At 35.4% G+C, this 21,974-nt stretch carries 21 protein-coding genes and 1 pseudogene; 15 read left to right on the top strand and 7 right to left on the bottom strand.

The features are described from left to right. Positions 1–280 precede the first annotated feature (280 nt). From ACIQYS_RS13650 to ACIQYS_RS13620, 7 genes are all read left to right on the top strand, one after another. Positions 281–1,882: an ATP-binding protein gene (locus ACIQYS_RS13650; protein WP_402980850.1), complete on the top strand. Its 1,602-nt coding sequence runs from the start codon at positions 281–283 to the stop codon at positions 1,880–1,882. A 22-nt stretch (positions 1,883–1,904) separates the two neighbouring features. Continuing rightward, entirely contained in the window at positions 1,905–2,579 is a 675-nt protein-coding gene (locus ACIQYS_RS13645) for a response regulator (RefSeq protein ID WP_402980847.1), read from the top strand. Between the two features lie 106 nt (positions 2,580–2,685). Beyond that, entirely contained in the window at positions 2,686–3,654 is a 969-nt protein-coding gene (locus tag ACIQYS_RS13640; protein ID WP_402980844.1) for a tripartite tricarboxylate transporter substrate binding protein, read from the top strand. 276 nt (positions 3,655–3,930) lie between these two features. Further along, the gene (locus ACIQYS_RS13635) at positions 3,931–5,055 is read left to right on the top strand and encodes an AbrB family transcriptional regulator (protein ID WP_402980841.1); all 1,125 of its coding nucleotides are present in this window, start codon (positions 3,931–3,933) and stop codon (positions 5,053–5,055) included. A gap of 275 nt (positions 5,056–5,330) precedes the next feature. Continuing rightward, positions 5,331–6,638: a CitMHS family transporter gene (locus ACIQYS_RS13630; protein ID WP_402980838.1), complete on the top strand. Its 1,308-nt coding sequence runs from the start codon at positions 5,331–5,333 to the stop codon at positions 6,636–6,638. A gap of 340 nt (positions 6,639–6,978) precedes the next feature. Beyond that, positions 6,979–7,359 carry an ATP-binding cassette domain-containing protein gene (locus tag ACIQYS_RS13625; protein ID WP_402980835.1) on the top strand — a complete coding sequence of 127 codons (381 nt, stop codon included), beginning with the start codon at positions 6,979–6,981 and terminating at the stop codon, positions 7,357–7,359. A 499-nt stretch (positions 7,360–7,858) separates the two neighbouring features. Next, positions 7,859–8,068, top strand: a complete 210-nt coding sequence (locus tag ACIQYS_RS13620; protein ID WP_402980832.1) for a hypothetical protein — start codon at positions 7,859–7,861, stop codon at positions 8,066–8,068. 252 nt (positions 8,069–8,320) lie between these two features. Here ACIQYS_RS13620 and ACIQYS_RS13615 read toward each other — a convergent pair whose 3' ends face one another. Together ACIQYS_RS13615 and ACIQYS_RS13610 are read right to left on the bottom strand one after the other, a co-directional pair. Then, on the bottom strand, positions 8,321–8,551 hold the full coding sequence (locus ACIQYS_RS13615) for a hypothetical protein (RefSeq protein WP_402980829.1): 231 nt from the start codon (positions 8,549–8,551) through the stop codon (positions 8,321–8,323). A gap of 269 nt (positions 8,552–8,820) precedes the next feature. Then, complete coding sequence (locus ACIQYS_RS13610) at positions 8,821–9,294, bottom strand: Hsp20/alpha crystallin family protein (RefSeq protein WP_402980825.1); 474 nt, start codon at positions 9,292–9,294, stop codon at positions 8,821–8,823. A gap of 259 nt (positions 9,295–9,553) precedes the next feature. Here ACIQYS_RS13610 and rpmG point away from each other — a divergent pair, with 259 nt between their 5' ends. From rpmG to ACIQYS_RS13590, 4 genes and pseudogenes are all read left to right on the top strand, one after another. After that, positions 9,554–9,703, top strand: coding sequence for a 50S ribosomal protein L33 (gene rpmG, locus ACIQYS_RS13605; protein ID WP_402980821.1), 150 nt, complete (start codon positions 9,554–9,556; stop codon positions 9,701–9,703). A gap of 27 nt (positions 9,704–9,730) precedes the next feature. Further along, complete coding sequence (gene rpsN / locus ACIQYS_RS13600; RefSeq protein ID WP_402980818.1) at positions 9,731–10,000, top strand: 30S ribosomal protein S14; 270 nt, start codon at positions 9,731–9,733, stop codon at positions 9,998–10,000. 95 nt (positions 10,001–10,095) lie between these two features. Then, a complete protein-coding gene (locus tag ACIQYS_RS13595; RefSeq protein ID WP_402980815.1) occupies positions 10,096–10,437 on the top strand; it encodes a hypothetical protein in 342 nt (113 codons plus the stop codon). Between the two features lie 142 nt (positions 10,438–10,579). After that, positions 10,580–10,798 (top strand): annotated as a pseudogene (locus ACIQYS_RS13590) (staphylopine family metallophore export MFS transporter CntE); the annotation flags it as partial. 81 nt (positions 10,799–10,879) lie between these two features. On the opposite strand, the gene ACIQYS_RS13585 reads toward ACIQYS_RS13590, so the two are convergent. The 3 genes from ACIQYS_RS13585 to ACIQYS_RS13575 are packed head-to-tail and all read right to left on the bottom strand — an operon-like array spanning position 10,880 to position 13,845. Beyond that, positions 10,880–11,821: a TIGR03943 family putative permease subunit gene (locus tag ACIQYS_RS13585; RefSeq protein ID WP_402980812.1), complete on the bottom strand. Its 942-nt coding sequence runs from the start codon at positions 11,819–11,821 to the stop codon at positions 10,880–10,882. A 9-nt stretch (positions 11,822–11,830) separates the two neighbouring features. Next, entirely contained in the window at positions 11,831–12,838 is a 1,008-nt protein-coding gene (locus tag ACIQYS_RS13580; RefSeq protein WP_402980809.1) for a permease, read from the bottom strand. Positions 12,839–12,870: 32 nt separating this feature from the next. Further along, positions 12,871–13,845, bottom strand: a complete 975-nt coding sequence (locus ACIQYS_RS13575; RefSeq protein WP_402980806.1) for a CobW family GTP-binding protein — start codon at positions 13,843–13,845, stop codon at positions 12,871–12,873. A gap of 652 nt (positions 13,846–14,497) precedes the next feature. On the opposite strand from ACIQYS_RS13575, the gene ACIQYS_RS13570 reads away from it, so the two are divergent. Further along, positions 14,498–14,824, top strand: a complete 327-nt coding sequence (locus ACIQYS_RS13570; protein ID WP_402980803.1) for a hypothetical protein — start codon at positions 14,498–14,500, stop codon at positions 14,822–14,824. Between the two features lie 161 nt (positions 14,825–14,985). On the opposite strand, the gene ACIQYS_RS13565 is transcribed toward ACIQYS_RS13570, so the two are convergent. Then, positions 14,986–18,018, bottom strand: a complete 3,033-nt coding sequence (locus tag ACIQYS_RS13565) for an efflux RND transporter permease subunit (protein ID WP_402980800.1) — start codon at positions 18,016–18,018, stop codon at positions 14,986–14,988. 246 nt (positions 18,019–18,264) lie between these two features. Here ACIQYS_RS13565 and tsaA point away from each other — a divergent pair, with 246 nt between their 5' ends. The 3 genes from tsaA to ACIQYS_RS13550 all read left to right on the top strand — a co-directional run bounded on the left by tsaA (position 18,265) and on the right by ACIQYS_RS13550 (position 20,670). Then, positions 18,265–18,762: a tRNA (N6-threonylcarbamoyladenosine(37)-N6)-methyltransferase TrmO gene (gene tsaA, locus ACIQYS_RS13560; RefSeq protein ID WP_402980960.1), complete on the top strand. Its 498-nt coding sequence runs from the start codon at positions 18,265–18,267 to the stop codon at positions 18,760–18,762. A gap of 110 nt (positions 18,763–18,872) precedes the next feature. Further along, on the top strand, positions 18,873–19,874 hold the full coding sequence (locus ACIQYS_RS13555) for a glutaminase (protein ID WP_402980797.1): 1,002 nt from the start codon (positions 18,873–18,875) through the stop codon (positions 19,872–19,874). 205 nt (positions 19,875–20,079) lie between these two features. Continuing rightward, complete coding sequence (locus tag ACIQYS_RS13550) at positions 20,080–20,670, top strand: GNAT family N-acetyltransferase (protein WP_402980794.1); 591 nt, start codon at positions 20,080–20,082, stop codon at positions 20,668–20,670. Between the two features lie 66 nt (positions 20,671–20,736). Here the strand turns inward: ACIQYS_RS13550 and ACIQYS_RS13545 are convergent, their stop codons facing one another. Further along, positions 20,737–21,951, bottom strand: a complete 1,215-nt coding sequence (locus ACIQYS_RS13545) for an NAD(P)/FAD-dependent oxidoreductase (RefSeq protein ID WP_402980791.1) — start codon at positions 21,949–21,951, stop codon at positions 20,737–20,739. Positions 21,952–21,974 lie beyond the last annotated feature (23 nt).

The raw sequence follows: 21,974 nt of genomic DNA, 5'->3' as shown, positions 1-21,974 counted from the left end.
AGAAGTAAACGTATTCCCTCTATATATTAATAAAAAGTGGACTGTTAATTAGCATACAATTAACAGTCCATTTGTGTGTTTAATTTGTGTTTTGTACCATTCAAGTGAACGGATTATCAATTTTGATTAGAAGGTTTTTTGGTGTCTATAAAAATCAGGTGTTCTTCATTTCTCCTCCGTCATCCTTTGTAGTGAAGAGGAAGGTGCTTGCGAAGATGTAAATTCGTTTGACGAAATGCTATGATTAGAAAGATAGTATTTTAAGAAAAGAGTTATGATAATGAATAATTTAAAAAATATTCCATTACAAACAAAAATATTAGGGTTAATTAGTTCGTTAATTCTTTTAATCATTATTCTTCTCGCAAGCATATTTGCATATATGCAATCGGTTGATACAAGGAATCAAGTGAAACAATTAGCTTTACAATCGGCTAAGTCGATTTCTCTCATGCCTGAACTTAGGGATGCTATTGAAAAAAAAGATATAGAAACTCACTTCAGACCAATTGCTGAGCAAGTAAAAGATCAGGTAAATGCGTCAAATATTATCATCGAAAGTCGCGAGGAAATCATTTATTCACACGTAAATCCAAGCCTGGTCGGTCAAAAGAGTTTAGACGACACAAGTTATCACGCGTTAATTTTTGGGGGTTCTAACAATTTTGAAGTGGAACGGGAGCAAGGTTCCGTTTTAGTTGGGAAAGTCCCTATTATTGCGGATTTTGGTGAATATACACAGGTGATAGGAACAGTATCCGTCGAGTTTTTGGAAAAGGATATTTATCAGAGTATATATGAACGAATTAAAATCATTATTATTGCATCATCAATTGTTTTACTATTGGGAATCATTGGTGGTATTTTTCTCACAAAAAGCATTAGAAAAGACACGCTAGGACTGGAACCACATGAAATTGCTTCCTTGTATAGGGAAAGAAGTGCAATTCTTTTATCCGTCAAAGAAGGAATTATCGCTATTGATGAGAATGGATTATTAACTTTAATCAATCATTCCGCAAAGTCCATGTTGAATCTTAATGAAGAAGATTTTATAGGTCAGCATATTGGACATGTCCTGCAAGATATTAAAATCGATGATGTGTTACAAACAGGAAAGACTGCTCATAACGTGGAGGTCTTGATTAATGAAAAAATGTTCATCTTCAATTTAATTCCGATTATTGAAAATGGAAATGTTGTAGGAGTCGTTTCTAGTTTCCGCGATAAAACGGAATTAAAAAAGCTTATGAATACGATAACAGAAGTGCGTGATTATTCAGAGGGACTTCGTGCGCAAACACATGAGTACGCCAATAAATTATATTTGTTATCAGGATTATTACAATTAGAACGGTATCAGGATGCATTAGAATTTATTCAAAAAGAGTCTATCACTCATCAACAGCAAAACCAGATATTATTTAATCAAATCCATGATGCAAATGTCCAAGCTATTTTGTTAGGTAAACTTGGAAAAGCATCAGAAAAGAAAATTACCCTTGTAATTGATGCAGGCAGTTACGTAGATCCTTTACCAAGTCATATTGAGGTAGCAGATATCGTTACCATTATAGGGAATCTTATCGATAATGCACTGGATGCAGTTGCACATCAGAAAGAGAAAAGAGTGAATTTTTCCATTACGGGACTAGGAAACGATATTATCATAGAAGTAACAGACAACGGAAAAGGAATTTCAGATGACTTGTTAGAGTCTTTGTTTACGATGGGATACTCTTCTAAGGGCGAAAATAGGGGGTATGGCCTATACAATGTGAAGCGCATTGTAGAATCATTAGGCGGAACCATTGAAGTGAGTAATGAACGCAATGGAAGGTCTATTTTTACAGTCTACCTTCCAAAAAAGGTTTTGAGATAGATAGAGTAAGGAGTGGAATAAAGTGATTAAGGTTGTAATAGCAGAGGACGATTTTCGAATTGCACAAGTTCAAGAGCAGTTTTTGCAGAAAATAACGGATGTAAAACTGGTCGGGAAGGCGCTAAATGCGAAAGAAACAATGGAACTTTTAAGTGAAAATGAAGTGGATCTACTTTTACTAGACATCTATTTGCCTGATGAACTTGGTACTGATTTATTATCGAAAATCAGAGAGCGTTTTCCGACCATTGATATTATTATGGTGACTGCTGCAACGGAAAGAACAATGCTTGAGAAAGCTGTCAGATATGGTGTATCCAACTATCTATTAAAGCCAGTAACGATGAAGAAATTTGTAGAAACAATAGAAGATTATAAAAGAAAGAAAGAATTACTTAGTTTTAGTGAGGAGATGGATCAAAAATTGATTGATCGATTCTTTGGAATCACTAATCAATCTACCATATTGCAAAATGATCTCCCTACAGGTGTTGATCGCCATACTTTAAAGAAAGTGCAAGAAGTGGTGGAAGAGCTTAGAGGCGTCTCCATCGATGAAATGAGTGAAGAGATGGGGGTATCTCGAACGACTGCTAGAAGATATTTAGAGTATCTTGTTTCGATAGATGTCTGCACAGCTAAACATGAATATGGAATTGTAGGAAGACCTCAGCGGAAATATTACTTGATAGAATAACAAGCAAGATGCAACGAACATTCGGCAGAAGTATTCTACTGCTATAAGTGGTGAGATGAATGCCGGCATGTGAGGTGTATTTGATTAAGTTAACGAGGGATGAACAATGAGGAAAAAAATAATGGTAGGTTTCACACTTTTGGTTATGCTTTTAACCGGGTGTTCACCGGAAGAGAATCAGGAAGTGAATCCAGAGGAAATAACGATTATTGCCCCAAGCTCTATTGGTGGAGGATGGGACTTAACTGCACGAGCGATACAAGACGTTTTAATGAGTGAAAAACTAATTGACGGGGATATTCGTGTACTGAATAAAATTGGGGCTGGTGGAGAGTTAGCTTGGAAATATACAAAGCAGCAAAAGGATCATGTATTAGCCATCAATTCCAGCTTGCTCATTACTAATCATTTATTAGGTCAAAGTAAGATAACCTATAAAGATTTTACACCAATCGCTATTTTGGCTACAGAGTGGGAAGTTGTTATCGTATCGAAAGATTCAAGCATCAATAGTGCAAAAAGCTTAATGAAAAATTTGAAAGAAACTCCCCGTGATTATAAAATTGGCGTTTCTCCAAGATTAGGGAATGACGATCAGCTCTCTTTTGTATTAGCGAGCAAACAAGCTGGATTACAACCAAAAGAACTTGACTTTTTTACATATGAAAGCAGTGCCCAAGTAGTGGAGGCACTATTAAAAAAGCAAATAGATGTTGCAACTATGACGTTAGCTGAGGCTAAAAAATATTATGATTTGAATCAAGTAAAACTACTCGTAATCTCATCTGATGAAAGACTAAAAGAACTTCCTGAAATCCCTACATGGTCAGAAGAAGGAATTGACTTAGTTTTTGAACATTGGCGCGGGATTATGGGACCGCCTAATATGACGAAGGATGAAATTCATTTTTGGGATAGAACGATTGAAAAAATGGTGCGAACAGATAAATGGCAACAAACGCTACAGGAGTTTATGTGGAAAGATTTTTATAAGAATAGTAGTGAAACTTCTAAATTTTTAGAAGAGCAGGGGAAGATGTATGAGGCCTTAATGAAGGTTGATGATGAAGACTAATATATCTTGAACAGAATAAACAAAATAGTTTAAATGAATTTTATGAACGAATATTTCGTAATATTTACTTCTTATTGTAATAGCTGTACGATATTAGCAAAATTATACATCAATCACAACTACTCGGATCGAAGCTGTTTTATTATTACGAGGTTGCTTTAGAATATGTGTTAACAACACTTCCACCGTATCGTTTACTGGTTGAGCATGTTAACACGACCACGGGCAGCCTCGTTTTGTTCGTATGTAGATGAGTAGTAAGTATGGGAGGGCATCATGATTTTTACACCTATTACAAAGTTAATAAATATAAGAAAACAAAGCCAACTTCCATTTGTAGAAACTTTACTATGTGGCCTATTAGGTGGTTTTTTATTCAACCTATTAAATTTACCATTGTCATGGATGTTAGGGCCATTAACGGCTATTTTGATTTGGAAGCTACTAACAAAACGGGATTTATATTGGCCGGTAAGTTTTAGAAACGGTGGTCAAATGTTATTAGGCTATAGTATGGGTTTATCGTTTACGATTGCTAGTGCGAGTCAGATTGTAGACCAGTTGCCATCGATGGCTATTATTACTATTCTCATGGTAGTTTTTGGACTGGCAATTGCTTTTTTTGTTTCCAAGTTAACTGGTATTAATATTCCAAGTGCTGTTATGGGTACGACACCAGGTGGGTTATCCCAAATGGTTGTATTGAGCGAAGAGATCAAGGGAGCGGATTCAACAGTTGTTACATTCATGCAAACAATTAGAATGTTAACCGTTATTTTCATTGTACCAACACTATCGATTCATGCATTTTCAAGTGGTGGTACACAACCAAGTAAACCTACAATCGATCTAGTAACACAAACTGAATACGGTAGCTTTTTTCAGGTTATTACAGTTCTTGCGATTGTTCTATTTATCACTGCATGTGCAGTTCGCTTCAAATGTCCAACTCCGTGGATTATAGGGCCATTACTTTCATCAGCTATTTTAACTGTAAGTGGCTTTGAAACACCTCAACTACCTCCCATTTTTATCGTACTTGCGCAACTATGCTTAGGTGTTTATTTAGGTCTTGGAATCAACATTAATATGTTGAAAAATTGGAAAAAACTACTGCCATTTTCGTTTATTTCTGGATTATTGATTGTCGGTTTTGCTCTCGTTTTAGCTTACGGCTTACATATGATCTATCCGATTACAATGACAACTGCATTTTTATGTATAGCTCCAGGTGGTTTACCAGAAATGGGTGTTACGGCACATACGGTCCAGGCAGATGTATCAATGGTTGCCGCCTATCAGTTATTTCGCGTTTTTTTCATCTTGTTCATCGTGCCGATTTTTTTGAGGTATCTGTTTGGTAGACAGGATGTTCTTGAGGAGTCGGTAAAGGCATTATAGATCATTCGTACTCCATAATAGAGTTGTTAATCTTCATAGTAGAATTAAGTTGAAAAACGCTTGGAGTTTCCAAGCGTTTTTCGACGTAGGCTAACAAATTATAAGATTATGAACTAAATGTACGAAATAGCTATAAAGTATTTAAATAACAATATTTTGTAAACGTTTACATAAGGAAGCTGCTATTCTATATTTATATTTAATATCTAAATTGTAAAACTATTTGTCATATTTGATGAAGGACAATGGGGAAAAGAAGTATGGGGGGAAATAGTATGTTAGCGTTTTTAGGTTTTTCAATGATTGCCGTATTTATGTTTTTAATTATCACAAAACGAATGTCCGCGATGGTTGCGTTAGTTGCGATACCAATTTTGTTCGCGTTACTAGGAGGATTTGGACCAGGCATTGGAGAAATGATGCTAAATGGTATAAAGCAAGTTGCACCGACTGGTGTCATGTTAATGTTTGCTATACTTTATTTTGGTATTATGATCGATGCTGGCTTATTTGATCCGCTTGTTTCAAAAATTTTAGCATTTGTTAAGGGAGATCCATTAAAAATTGTTTTAGGTACAGCTATCCTTTCGATGCTAGTAGCACTTGATGGTGATGGAACGACAACTTATATGATTACCGTATCTGCAATGCTCCCACTTTATAAACGCATTGGAATGAATCCGCTTATATTAACATGTGTTGCAATGCTTTCATTTGGTGTTATGAACATGACACCTTGGGGTGGACCAACAGCGAGAGCAGTAGCTGCACTGCAGCTTGATGTAGCAGATGTGTTTACACCGCTTATCCCTGTTATGGTTGCAGGTCTTTTATGGAACTTATTTACTGCGTTTATTCTTGGGAAAAAAGAGCGCAAAAGATTGGGAGTTGCCAAGATTCAATATTCAAAAGAAGAGATGCTTGCTTTAAGTGAGCTAGCTGCAACTTCTACAGTGGCAGACTATAAGCGACCAAAATTGTTATGGGTCAATCTTGCTTTAACTGTTACACTGATTATTTGTTTAGTTATGTCTGTATTACCGTTATCTACTTTATTTATGATTGCCTTTGTTATTGCGCTTATGATTAACTATCCAAATTTAGATCATCAGAAAGAAAGAATCACTAATCATGCAGGAAATGTACTTGCGGTTGTTGGGTTAGTTTTTGCTTCCGGTATTTTTACAGGAATATTATCTGGAACAGAAATGGTTGATGCAATGGCGAATAGCTTAGTTTCCATAATTCCAGAATCTTTAGGCTCGAGTTTTGCTGTCATTACAGCTGTAACAAGTATTCCGTTTACTTATTTTATGGCAAATGATCCTTACTATTTCGGAGTGTTGCCGATCTTAGCTGAAACCGCGGCAGCTTATGGTGTAGATCCAGTAGAGATTGCACGTGCGTCTTTACTAGGTCAACCAGTTCATGCGATGAGTCCGTTAATGGCTTCTGCATACTTACTTGTTGGTATGGCTGGTGTGGAATTTGGAGATCATCAAAAGTTTATAATTAAATGGGCATTAGGATCATGTTTTGTCATGATTATAGCGGCAATTGTCTTGGGAGTTATTACTTTCTAATTTTGATCAAGTCGAATCGAGTTGCTAGTAAAAACAACACAAAAATTCACCCCAACTTACTAGTTGGAGGTGATTTTTTGTGTTGTTTAGAAAGTGATAAAATTCTTGTACAATTGGTTGCGAAATGTTTATTTACTATAAAAATAAAAAAGCTCGACTTATTTATAAGTAGCATAGAAAGATTTTTAAATTATAGCAAGGTAGCTCAATAACCTTTTTATATTGTATTCTTGCTTCCTTCCAACACGTCTTCCAACCGTTGTAGCTATTCTGGGAGCAGTATTCTCTGTATTAACCATTGTGAGAATTGATCCGCTAAAACCGATAGGAGGATAATAGGATGGCGATATTGGAATTAAAGAAAGTGAAAAAAACATTTGGTTCAGGACATAAACAGGTAGATGCACTTAAAGAAACAAACTTTACTGCGGATAAAGTGGAACTCATTGCAGTCACTGGACCGTCTGGGTCTGGAAAAAGTACATTTTTAACGATTGCGGGGAGTTACAAAATCCTTCTAGTGGAGATATTGATTATTAATCAACAAAATCTCTCTGATTTTAACGAAAAAAAACGTTCAAAAATCAGATTGAAGGAAATTGGATTTATCCTGCAAGCTTCTAACTTAGTTCCATTCCTTACCGTCGATAATCAAATGAAGCTATTAGACCAAGTGAAAAAAGACAATATGTCAAAAGCTGAACTAGAAAAATTTATATGATGATCTTGGCATACGTGATGGTGTGCTAAAACTGGAAGAAAACAAGCAGTTTTGGAAAAGAAATCATCTTAAACATATACCCTGTGTTAGAAACATTCATGTTAATTCGAACAAACGTGAATGATATGAATTTAATGTTTGTTTCTGACACAGGGAACAAACACTATTACGAAATAAAAAAAGCACTATCTCCAAGGAGATAATGCTTTTTTTCTAAAGAATTCTTTGTTCCTAAAGAACTCTTGCGGGTTTGGCACCCATTAATGTCGACTAATATAATAATCAATAGTATGGATGTCAAAATATATTTGTTGATAGTAATCTAGTATAGCAGAAATAATTTCATTAAGCAATATTTCTGTGGAAAATTGTATAAGGATTCTTAAAGTGGTGGTATAATAACACATTGAGGTAGATTTGGAATTCATGAATCTAATGAACGGAAAGTATTTAATGCTTCTTCCTATACTTAAATAATAACGCCATCGGAGGTGTCGATATGAATAAAAAATGGAATATAGATCAAATAAGAGATTACGTTAGTAAGAATTCAGAATGTACATTGCTTTCAAAAGAATATGCAGGGTACTCGCAAAAACTTCAGTTTAAATGTTCTTGCGGAAATCTTTTTGAAAAAACGTTAACAAAATTTAAAGATAGCAATCAGAAAAAATGTGCTAATTGTTTAGAACCTAGACCCTCACGTTAATTTTTTGGGGCATAAAAAAGTTGCTCCACATTCTGTGAAATCAGAGGTTGGGCGACTTTTTATATAATTGTACGCTTTTAAGTATTTTCTCAAATTGGTCATCTGGAAGGCAGGATATTTTGCATAAATTCCTGTACTTGCCAACCTGCTCCTTTGATGCAAGCTCGGACTTATACCAGTCTTCATTGCCCGATATCTCAAAAAGCTGATAATGGTTTGAACTCGCATTTTCAAAATATTGCTGATAATTGGCTATTTATCTTTACCAGAGATTTTAATTGCTGGGGTGTCATTGTTGATGTATGTTGGCAGTACTTCCTCCTGGTTATTTTTAGCATAGAACTCTTCTTGGATTGCAATATTCGCCTCAGTTGCAGAGCTAGCCCCTTTTTTGAAAGTAAATTTATTGTCCTCATTCATTATTTCATTCAACTCAATGTTTGCTTCAGCTGTTTCCATATTTAAAAACTTATCTTTTTTCATCCTTCTCACTCCTATTACTTTTAGTATGTAACAAAAAAGCGAGAAAAATACGATATGTAACTTAATTTTTTTATACATATCTAATCAACTATTGTGTTGATCTTAAACGAACGCTGCGTGCGGAAAGTTCTGTTATAAACTACAAAATTAAAAAGCGTTCAGTATCTCGATTCAATCGAGATATTGAACGCTTAATTTTAAAGATTGGACTTTTTCAGTGGACTATATGGTAACCTCTGTGTGAAGCCGTTGCCGTTGTAGGCTTTTTCCTATTCACTGATCTCCAAATATCTCCGCTCCCCATCTCCCCTTGGAAATGAGATTCGTAATACTTCATGTTGAAAAGTGACTAAAGTGTCTTTTTCAGGAATTGTATACGGAAGGGAGACAATTTGCTCTCGTCGTGAATAAAATTGTTTTCTCCCAGTATGTGTTTCATATTTAATTTCCTCTTGAATGGAGTCCTCAATCCCAATTCTTAACCGGTTGCCGATAATCTCCAATTGAATCTGGTTACGATTGCAACCTGGTAATGCCACTTCAACAATCACATCTGATTCGGTTTCATATGTGTCCACTTGCAAGGAATTAGGGAGCAGGTTAGAGTCCAAGTGATTAAAGAATTGATTGAAAAAAGAATCCATTTGATGCACCAAGTTCCATAGTGGTTTAAAACCAAAGTCAGATGTTTCGATGAACTGATCACTTTTCTTTTCCGGAAGGTTGTCATTTCCATATGCCATTTTCGTACCTCCTACAATTTTTGATACTCATGCATACATTATGTAGAGGCCAAAGAATGGTAGTGGGCTATTTGAAATGTAATATGTACTAGGTAATTAAATTTTCTTTACTTTTTTATGATGTTATGATTTAATTCATATATCCTATAAATCGTAATAATTACTATTTACGATAGTGGCGTTTTTAATGTCAGCTAAGGATTTATAGCTGATACATTGTAGAGGCTTGTGAAAAAAACTACAAGGAGGAGCAGAAATCATGAGAGTAAATATTACATTGGCTTGTACGGAGACGGGCGATCGCAATTATATTACAACGAAGAACAAACGTACCAATCCGGAACGTATTGAACTAAAGAAATATTGCCCGCGTCTACGCAAATTAACTCTTCATAGAGAAGCAAAATAAGAAATAGGCATTACAGGAGGTATTACAATGGCAAAAAAATCGAAAGTGGTCAAAGACACAAAACAGCGAGAACTGGTCATTCGCTATGCAGAACTCCGTAAGGAACTAAAAGAAAATGGAGATTATGCAGCGCTCGCCAAGCTTCCCAAAAACTCGTCGCCAACTCGATTGAAAAATCGTTGTGAAGTGACTGGAAGACCAAGAGGCTATATGCGCAAATTCAATATGTCCAGAATTGCTTTTAGAGAATTGGCACATAAAGGACAATTACCCGGCGTAAAAAAATCGAGTTGGTAATATGGATCAGATTTAAAATAAGCGCTTTAGTTCTCGTCTATAGCACTTGGAGAAAGACATGAGTTTCTTTCATTTCTACACGTGAGGTGAGTAATTTGAATGAACGGCTTGTGGAGTTTTTGTTTCGAAGTGAGGTAGCAAAGCTTCCGGATCACAAAAGAGAATTTTATCGATTTATTGTAAATACAGAAGATAGTTTGGCGGAAAAAGCAGAGAATGTAGATGAATTTTGCCAACTTTTACTCAAACACTCACCATTTGACTTGGCAGTCTCTCGCTTTAACTTGCCTTACGATAATGTTGTGCGATGGATGGAAGAAATAGAGGCGGAGCTGCATGAAAAAATAGAAGTTCGATGCCAAAAAGTAGAGTGGATAGACTACACAAATCATTTTCCTCAAGTAGAAGGCAAACGTGTTTTTTTATTTAAGAACTAATTCTTTGAAGTCGATAAGTTCTAAAAGGGATTTTCTATATTTTAAAGGGTAATGATTACCTTTTAATAAGAATGAAAAGAGAAATGAAGCTATTTAACTCCAATATTTCAGCTGAAGTAGCATGAAGAAAACGAGAAGCTGGGCATTGTTCTTATATACAGGAGCGATTTTAATAGGGATAGCCTAAGCTATTGTATACCCGAAATTAACGACTTATTTATCATTTGTGTTACCTCATTCCAATCGTAACGTGTTCATTGGCTTGGGACAGGTAGTGGATTTGTCTATGTATATGGTTTGTGCAATCTTGGGGTTAGGGATGGTTGTTTTTGCTTATAGTCAGCGAAATAGTGAGAGATGAGTCTATTTGAACGTTTTAAAAAAGCATGATGCAATTTGCTCATGCTTTTTTGTATTAATCTTTTATTAGATGCCATATACGTTAGTAAGGCATATAGATTTCATACACGTATGGATCTTCCGGTTGATCTATTCGCTCAATTTTTGTCACTTGGATCATTGGCAACTCCCAGTCATCTACGGTTGTTTTAGATATAATACCAGTTGTTCGTATCCACTCATCCGTTACAACAGGATGGGACATATCCGTGGAGGCAATAATACCAAAAACAGTAGAGTCTGCAATACAACAAGAGACAGCAAATCTTGCAACAACAAATTGATCAGCTTGTAAATCTGGTTCTTTAAAAACAAAGCCTATTAGTTCTATCTCTTTTCCAACGAAAGAGTCAATACTATTAACGATTATATCTAAAGAGTCTAAGTAATACTCATCCTTTACGACAATTTTTGAACTATTTAAAAGCTCATTCTTTAACTCTTCTCTATTTTTATATTCCACACTTTCATCAAAGCCATCATATAAATTATTTCCGAGTAGAGGATCTAGTACAACTCCGTTATCTCCATCTAAACCATCATTATTATACGTAATATCAGCACTAAGATATGGGTCATCAGAAAAAACGGTGTTTTGTGTAGACAAGTCGAATCCATAGTTGATACCCCTTTTTGCCGCAATTGAACTGTCTAAAATAGTATCTGGAAACCAAAAACCAATAAGTATGGGCAATAGAAATAATGCATATATAAAAAAATTTCCAAGAGAAGATCCCATGTTGTTATGGTTAAAACCGCAATTGCAAAATAAATCCGTACGATTTTTAGAACTGCTACGCCATATTTGCATAACGCCTAAAACTAGTAATATCAACACAGATAAATAAGAAAAAGGTATCATTTTAGGAGCAATTAAGTTTTGAATATCACCAGAGATTAGTAATTTGAAGAGGAGCAAGAAAAAACCAATCAAAATAACGCCTCTCAAAAAAATATGAAACCTATAATCGGGTTCTTTTCGCATAATCCCACCTCACAATATAAAATGTTGAAAGATCAAAATAACTGCATAAACGGATATTGTCACAATCACCATATAGCCAATGACAAATTTAAATTTAAAATAGGCAAGGAGCATCAAGCAACTTTTTAAGTCTAGCATAGGCCCAAATAATAAAAATGCTAGTAGGGAGCTAGTAGAAAATGTATGAGCAAATGAAGACGCTACAAATGCATCTGCTTCTGAGCATAAAGACAATATAAAGCCAAGACCCATCATTACAAGTGGGGATACAATGTCGCTTGAAGCAATACTAACTAATATCTCTCGATTAAAAAAGGTTTGAAATAAACTAGCCAAGATTGTCCCGAAAATTAAGTATTTTCCCATGTCAAAAAACTCATCGGTCGCATTAAACAATAAAAGTTTTAACTTGGAACTGCTTTTTGTTTCCCCAATTTTCACATGCCTATCTAAAAACTCTGTTGTGGTCCACTTCAACTGATTCGTATTTCGATAGCAGATAAACACCGCAATGCCTATTATAATCGCCAATATAAATGCTAAAATCATTCTAGCATAGGCAATACCGGGTGTTGATTGGAATGCATAGTAGGTAGAAGCGAAAACGATCGGATTTAATATAGGAGCCCCAATTATAAGAATAATTCCCAAATGCAGAGGCATTCCTTTTTTGATCAGTCTTCTCACTACAGGAATGATAGCACATTCACAGACAGGAAAAAGCGCACTTAATAATGCTACTGGTACAATTGCAATAAGGGAATTCTTCGGAATCCATTTTTGAACAGTGTTTTCTGATACAAAAGTTTGGATGAAGGCAGAAGCAAATACACCTAAAAAAACAAAGGGCAATGCCTCTAAAACAATGCTCAAGGATATAGTGCCAGCATTTAACCAAGTCTTAGAGATTTCAAAAGGTATTTCAATATATTCAGCAGCCATAAATGAAAAGATGATTACACCAAAAATCAGGAAGATAAAAGTTTCCTTCCACAATGAGATCCTGTTCGTTCGCATGGATTATCCACCTACCCTAGCAAAATATTCTTTTATAGAATTCCTTCTAATAAGTGTTTACAATGTTCATTTATTGCTTCATTGTTTAAGTCAGTCCCGATTAAAATAATGATTGGTTTTTTATGGACGGTAGTAGGTAGTTTAGTAAATGTCACTTTGTTAGAAGCATATTGAAAGCTTAAAAGTTCATTTGTATGTTCAATTTCGATGTACCCTTTTCCTCTTAAGACGTTACTTGGAAGTCTTTTAAACCATTTTTCAAATGATTTTATCGGAAAGGATGGAATATCTTCTAATTTAATCGCTTGAATAAAAGAGTGATGATGTCCATGCTCATGGACAATATCGGTATTTTGCGGGTTCAAAACAAAGGATTGAAAACGTTTTTCAAACAATATATCGTTATCTATTTGGCCAAATTTACATTGGATAATATTCGTTTCGTCTCCACCTATTTGTATAATTTTACGTATAACTTTTTCAAGCTCCTCTGGTCCAATAAGGTCCGTCTTGTTTAACAATAAGAGGCTGCCGCAGGTAATTTGTTCCTTTATTAGCTTACGCACTTCACTAGAGCTTGCGAAAATACTTTGATACTCTCTGAAATGGCTAGCATCAAGCACCGAAATGATTGACATAATTTCAAATTGGTCCACATAGGGAACGCTTAATAATATCTCTTGTATTTCAAGCGGGTTTGCCACTCCAGTCCCTTCAATAAATAAAACTTCTAAAGGATTGTTATCCATCTCTGCAACTAAATTGTTCATTGTCTCTTTCAGATCATCTTGAATGGTACAACAAATACAACCATCTAGGAGTTCTACAACTTTTCTATCTTCAAATAAATGGCCTTCTACGTTTTCTTGTCCTAATTCATTAAGTATAATTCCTGGATTTTGTCCTTTCTCCTTACAGTGCTCTAGCATTTTTATTAAGACTGTAGTCTTGCCACTTCCAAGAAATCCACTCAAAATATATACTGGAATTTTCGAATTGATATTCATTATACCTCTCCTATCTGCTGCAATTATTTAAACGAATAACCAAATCGATGCTCATTAATTGTATGCTAACTCGCAAATCGTAATAACTACACTTTAGGTTAATATTTTACTTCTTATATTTTCGTACGTCAATGTGGAAAATGGCCCTGTGACAGAAAAAAAGTTTGAACGCAATTCTGATAATTTTGTTTGTTGGTTACAGGAAGCCTTGTGGAGAGTAATCTCTGCGAGGTTTTTTAGTTTTTTCAAGGATGAGTGTCAGAAATTTTATTTTGGAACGATAAAAGGGGTTAAAATTCAATTTTGATTCGATTTTTGCGTTGAGAATCGAGTTGTTGCGTTAAAAGTACATTTATGACAATTTACTTCCAAATGAGGTTGTTGTATCTTAATTGGAGGATTTAGAGCGATGAAAGACGAAATCCTAGCTAATGCATTTACCGTTTGGGAGGAACTAAGTAAATGGCATTAAACCGATAGATGGATCGTTTATTATGTCAGACCATTTATTGAACAAACCTCAAGTGATTAGACATTTATTTGTCCTGATAAATTTTTTAGATAGTGAACTTGAGAAGAAGCAGAGAAAAACAAGTAGAAGAAACGCCCTAATATAGTAGTGGTTACCCCAGAGCAAATACAGAGAGTGGAGTTGCCAAAAGGGCTCATAGGCATAAATGAGTTTGCACGGGCGGTAAATCTAGTAATAGATGAAAACGTTTCAAAAAAATTAACTGGAGCAGCAATAAATAGAAAGTTGAAGGAAATTGGTGTGTTAAGTGAAGAAAAGATACATGATAATAGTAAGCGTACGGTAGTAAACGGCAATTCCATTGCATATGGAATTGAAGGTATTGAAGGCTACTATAATAGAGAAGCTTATCAACGAGTAGTTTTCAATGATATAGGAAAAGGAATTATATTGAAGAATTTAATTGATCTAATGACCGGCCATACAACTAATGAATCATTAACTTAATAAAGGAAAGTATCCAAAACTTGCTCTAACGGTTAAATCCGAACACTATCGGAAGTATTAATATACTAGATCATTACGGTAAACTTTTCGAATTAACAAGAACGAACAATAAAAACGAGACCTTTGCATTCAAGCTATGGTCTCGTTTTACCATGTTCACATTAAGAAGAAACCTCTTGCTCAGAAACTTGATTCATCCGCTGTTTCTTAGACTTCCTAAAATAAAGCAATTCATATATACAAGGGATGACAATTAGTGTTAGCAAGGTAGCCATCGCTAATCCCCCAATAACAACAATTGCTAGGCTTTGAGATACTAAGCTGCCTGTTTCGGCTTGCTTCATTAATAATGGAAGCATCGCACAGATTGTTGCAATCGCAGTCATAAAGATTGGTCTCATTCTTGTTGCTGTTGCTTCGACAAGTGCATCACGAATGATCATTTTTTGCTCATTTTGTTTTACACGGTCTAAAAGCACAATCGCATTTGTTACTACGATACCTATTAGCATTAATGCTCCTAATAGTGCCGTGATATCTACTGGAATCCGGCTAATGAGAATTCCTAAAATTGCTCCGATTGCAGCAAGTGGAAGTGAGCAAAGAATGGCAATTGGTGCTTTTATAGACTTAAATGTTATAACCATTATTAAAAATACAATACCTATGGAAACAAGCATGGTTAGGAATAAATCTGTAAAGTCTTCGGACTGCTGACTACTAGCACCGCCAATTAGGACCTCTATATTTTCTGGAATGTCTATACCTCTTTTGTTCTCGTTATCACCGAATATCTCTACACTTACCGCACTGGATACCTCTGATAATTTGGTTGGATCAACGGATGCTGTCACGCGAAGGTAAGCATCTCCGTCTTTATGGAACTGGCTTGTTGAGCGTTCATCTTTTTGTAATGTAGCGATATCAGATACAGGTACTAGGCCGACTCCGGTCATGACTTGGATGTTTTCTAAGTCTTCCGGTTTTTTTGCATCAAGAATAGGCTCTAAAAACACAGGTTTTTGCTTGTCATCTAAATTAATCGTACCAATCGGCGTTTTATTTAACATGACCCCTAACTGTTGTGCAACTTGTTCAGTATTTCCTTTCGTCGGATTTACAACTAGGGAGTATACTGTTTTCTTTTCATCTTGGTTTGTGGTAACTTCTTCAACGCCATCAATATTCTGTACTTTTTCTTTTATTGTTGTTGCAACTTTTTCAAGGTCAGTTATATTTTCGCCAACAACATCAATTGTGATATTCGTGCTTCCTCCGCCCATCATAAAGGACGCTGTATTTACTTCAAATTTGGCATCAGCGTATTGATCTTTTTTCTTTTCCATTTCTTTTACAACAATATCGGTATCCTTTTTATCTTCCAATAAAATACTGAAAGATGCTTCTGTCGGGGATCCAACCCAGCCATATTGTGCTGCTTCTGCTGGAGAACCTACTTGTGCAAAGACATATTGTACTTCATCCATCTCTAAAATAGAGGTTTCAAGATCAAACGTATTTTTCTTCACTTCATCAATAGGTGTATCATTCGGGTAGCTTAGTGTAGCTACCACATAATCTGCTGAAGAGTTGTCAACTGCACCTTTCGGAATCACTAAGTAAGCCCCGATGGAACCAACAAACAGCAGTATAGAAATTGTAAAGACAATCCATTTATGGTTCAAAGACCATGTCACTACTTTTGGAAAACGAACAGCGGCTTTATGTTCTGGAATCTTTGCATTCTTTAATAATCCTGCACTCATTAATGGAACAACAGTCAATGCTACGATTAAAGAAGCAAGCAACGAATAGGTAACAGTTAATGCGAATGGTAGCAGGAATTCCTGAAGTCCTCCATTCAATAAGCTCATAGGTAAGAAAACAGCAACTGTTGTTAATGTAGAAGCAGTAATAGCAACTCCAACTTGCTTCGTAGCATCAATAACCATCTTCACAGAGAATTTCTCCGTTTGCATTTTACGGAAAATATTTTCTATAACAACTATACTGTCGTCTACTAAACGTCCAACTGCAACTGCAACTCCCCCAAGCGTTAAAATGTTCAATGTCACACCAGACATGGATAGGAGGAATAGGGTGAAGCACAGGGATAATGGAATAGATACAATTGTAATAAAGGTTGAACGGATATTACGTAAAAATAGCATAATTACAATCGTTGCAAATAGAGCACCGAGAAGCACTTCTTTTATCATCGTATGAACGGAATTTTCAACTAAATCAGCAGAGGAAATGTAGAGAGTAGATTCCTGTTGTTTAAACTTTTCATTAATTTCTTTTGTAACTTTTGCAACTTCTTTACTGATAGTTACTGCATTCGATTGACTATCTTTTGTAATGCTTATATCTAAACTATCCTTACCATTGAAATGGCTGACGAAATTCGTATCTTTTGTTTCCTCAATTGTGGCAATATCCCCAAGCGTTACATCAGGTGCAACAGTCAGTCCTTTTAACTTTTCAATGCTTGTTAAATCGCCGATCACTTTAATATTACTTGTTTTTCCATCAATATTTTTCTCGCCAACAGCTACAGCAGTATTTTGACCATTTAGAATCCCCATAACTGCTTGGAGGGAGACTTGATTTTCAGCCATCTTTTCATCATCAATCTTAACTGAAATTACAGAATCTGTTAGTCCGTAGATCTCAACGCTTGAAACACCTTTTATATCTTGATATCTAGTTTGAAGTTCATCACGTGCAAAATCCATATTTTCTGTAGTCAGTCCATCATTAAAGGTGACTGCAATATTAACAATTGGAATCATCGATGTATTAAGTTGTGAAATGATTGGCTTGGATATATTGTGCGGTAAATTCACATTACTTAAAGCATCTTGTACATCCATTTTTGCTTGTTTCATATCATAGCCAGACTCGTAAACTAGATCTACTTTCGAATACCCGTCACCAGTACGTGAAAAGACGGATGTTTTTCCATTCAGTCCAGTAACTGCTCTTTCAATCGGGGTGGTGACATCCGATTCCATTGTTTTGGAGTCAGTTCCTTGACCCATTGTGATAATCGTAACTTGCGGATTATCAGCAGCTGGTAAAAATTCCATCGGTAATCTAAAATAACTAACAACGCCAATCACTAATATTAAAACAGTTAATAATGTAATGGCGGCTTTGTTACTAAAAGCCCATTTCGTGAATGTTGACATAGAAATAAATCCTCCTAAAATGACAAATTTAAACGAATAAAATGCAGACTCCTTTCTATCGTTTCAGTTTCTACTTCATTGTAGAAAATAGAAAAATGTTCCACATTGATCCTTAGAATTAACTTTAACTACGACCTAAGACGTAGAAGAACTAAGGTGTTCAAATGATAGGTAGAAGCGTTTGCTTTCAATTAGAATTACTTATTACTCTTTATAATGAATACGTCATTTTCATTTTTGATTTGTATGTTATTATTTTCCTATAAAGGAGTGGGAAATGTGAATAAGTATACTATCAGTTCTATTGGGGTAGTACAAAATGAACGTAAAACTCCAGAAGATGATTATTGGGGTAATGTCATTTCCGAAATAAAATTACTGAATGAATGGGATACATCTAGTTTAGATGGCATCGAATCTTTCAGCCATTTGGAAATTCTTTTTCTATTCCACCTTGTTTCAAGTGATAAGATTCAATATTCAGCAAGGTATCCAAGAAATAATCATGAGTATCCGAAAGTCGGCATTTTTGCACAAAGAGGGAAAAATCGACCAAATAAAATAGGCCTAACAGTTGTTGAACTGATTAAGCGAGAGGGTAATACTCTCATTGTGAGGGGATTAGATGCAATAGATGGTACTCCTGTAATAGATATAAAGCCCGTAATGAACGAATTTTTGCCAAAAGGGGAAATAAAACAACCGCAATGGGCAACATCTTTGATGGCTAATTATTGGGAGTAGTCTATTGGTTTAAATATAATAAATGAAGTAAAAGCTACAACTACCGTAATTAGCGGTACCGTAGCTTTTTTACTATTATCTACGATATAAGAGCAGTTATAGAATGGGGGATGGAAGCGATAGAACAAAGTAGTAAAGATACAATTGCTCAAAGGAATAGTAAAAATAAGAAATTAGTGGATGAGTGGGTAACATATTATCGCACCTTCACTTCACAGGGGAAAAATGCCTCTTACATTCCAGCATTGGAAAATGCCAACTCGTTGCATTTAGGCATCACGATCATCGAACCGAATGGAATTATTTTAAACTCCGGTGATTGGGAAGTTCCTTTTACGCTACAAAGCGTATCGAAAGTCATTAGTTTTATAGCAGCATGTATGCATCATGGCATTCCTTATGTATTAGAACGAGTCGATTTAGAACCAACTGGTGATCCGTTTGACTCGATTATTCGTTTAGAAATGCATAAGCTAGGAAAACCGCTCAATCCGATGATTAATGCGGGGGCCATTACGATTTCTTCCATTCTTCCAGGGGGCAATCCGAAAGCAAAGTTAGAATCCGTCCTAACGTTAATGGAGAAAATGGTAGGAAAATCTTTTACATATAATGAAGAGGTGTTCCGCTCCGAATGGGTAACAGCAAATCGAAATAGAGCACTTGCCTATTATTTAAAAGAAACAGGCTATTTAGAAATAGAGGTAGAGGAAGCATTAGAAGTATATTTGAAACAATGCTCGATCGAAGTAACGACAGAAGACATTGCTTTAATCGGGTTAATATTAGCGCATGACGGGTATCATCCTATTCGTAAAGAACCAATTCTTCCTAAAGAAGTTGCTAGGTTAGCCAAAAGCCTCATGCTGACTTGTGGGGTCTATAATAATTCTGGTCGATTTGCTGCTTTTATTGGAATACCATCTAAGACTGGGGTTTCTGGAGGTGTTATGGCTGCTGTACCTCCACGTGTTAGACAGAAAGACTCTCCATTATTAGATGGCTGTGGAATAGGTATTTATGGACCGGCAATTGACGAGTATGGCAGCAGTGTAGCAGGTGTATTTTTATTAGAGAAAATTGCTAAAACTTGGGATTTGAGTATTTTCTAATAGATATATGTGAAAGGAATTAAATCATATTTATACAAAAATATCTTTTTGTGGTGAAGCAAAGTCCAATTTTCTCTTAATCGGGGATTGGACTTTTTATTTGGATGGAAATTACTCCTTAGTTCATTTTTAATAGAAAGGGTGAATATACTAAATTCAATAGGATTAAGTAAAAGGCTAGATCATCTTTTGAATGGAGGATTATTTGGAGCTCATTGTAATTAACACGTATAAACATTTGGGAGCGTATGAGAAAGAGTGGTCGGCTATTTCAGCAGAAAATCAAAATACGAACCCATCTTTAGAGTATGATTTTGTTTATAATTGGTGGCGTTTTGTAGGTGAAAATGAAAAAGTGGAAATATATGCAGTAAGAGAGCATAAACGTATTATTGCATTTTTCCCCATTCAATTGAAAAAAACTTGGTTTGGCTATATAGGGAAGTTTATAGCTCTTGATAATGCACATTATATGGATATAATTGCTCGAAAAAGAGATCTGGATCGAGTCATTATGTTTATTTTTGATGCAATTATTAAACAAAAGAAAAGTGCAGTATTTTATTTACATGGGTTAGTAGAGAGTGGGGGTACTCCTGTTAAATTATCCAACTATTTGCAAGCAAGAAATTTGAAGGAACAATCTATACGAATCGTAACTTCTTATGATGATTCGTATAGTTACACAAGAAACACTATCTTTTCTACAAATACGGTAAGAGCTAAAACGTATAGAAATTTTTTATGGGCAAAAGAAAAGGTTAGTATGAAAGGAATTGGAAGAGGAAGAAAATAGAAAAATGTCACAGAAGTATGAAAATCATGAAAAAACACGAAGGGAGAATTAGATCCCTTCGTATTTTTATGTCACTCCATATTTCCGATGTAGTTGAACGATCTCCGCATCTTCATTTCTATTGCCAGTGATCAAATCTCTTAATATTATTGACCCTAACATACTATATACCGTTCCATTTCCCCCATACCCTAACAAATAATACTGATTGTTTTTAGTTGGGTGTTCTCCGATAAATGGTAGATTATCGATGGACTCTCCAAAACTCGCTGCATAGGCATAGTCAATGTTCAAGTCATAATTCGGAAATAGTTTTTTCGTTTGTTTTAATAAGTTGTTTGCGCGTTTCAAAATTAATTCGTCTGAAAAAGGGGCTTCTGGTTTGTCCTCATCTAATCCACCTACGATTATCCTACCATCTGCGGTTGTTCGAATATATAGATAAGGCCGTTTTGTTTCCCAAATAAGGGCCTTCTTATACCAATCAGATAAATCTTTTATTGGATTACTAACAAATACATACGAGCGGTTAATATCTGCTCCAATCCTTTTACCAACAGGTGTCGTTTCATAGCCAGTCGTATAAATAATATGTTGGGCATAAAATGATTGCCCGGATGTACGAATCTCCAGATTATCATTTTCTGTCACTACATCTTGTACGTCCACATACGGAAATAGATGTACTCCAAGGCTTTCGATTTCCTTTAAAAGTCCTTGTACAAATTTTAAAGGATTTATTTCTGCATCATTAAAGGTAACTAAAGCACCTAACTTGGAAAATGGAAACTTCTTTTCTATTTCATCTTGTTCGAAATAGTCACATGGAAACCCATACCTTTTCAAAGTAGCGTATTCTGTTTTTATCTTATCGACATCTTTTTCGTTGCTTGCATAACAAATGCTAGGTCTATGAATAAACTCAGCATCTATCTGCAGTCGTTTTACTATTTTTTCAATGCCATCCACCGCGTCGTAACAAAGCTTATAAAAGCGGACAGCCTCTTTTTCACCAATTTGGTCAATTAATTCATACAGCATAATATCGTTTGAATACTGTAGTAAACCCGTATTTGCACTTGTGCTACCAGAGCCCATATCTCGTTTATCTAGTATGGCGACAGACAATCCCGCTTCAACTAAAGCAAGCGCTGTTAAAGAACCAGACATGCCAGCACCAACGATTACTACATCATATAGATCTAGCCTTTCTTTCGTACTTTGAGGTTTAAAAGGGGTGGTTGTAGTTGGCCAATAAAGCGTGCCATTATGTATGTCCATTCACTAATCCTCCTTTGTATATA

The organism is Psychrobacillus sp. NPDC096426, from assembly GCF_044762745.1.
GTDB lineage: Bacteria > Bacillota > Bacilli > Bacillales_A > Planococcaceae > Psychrobacillus.
The sequence above is the reverse complement of the archived record's forward strand: the minus strand, read 5'-3'. Positions and strand labels throughout refer to the sequence as shown.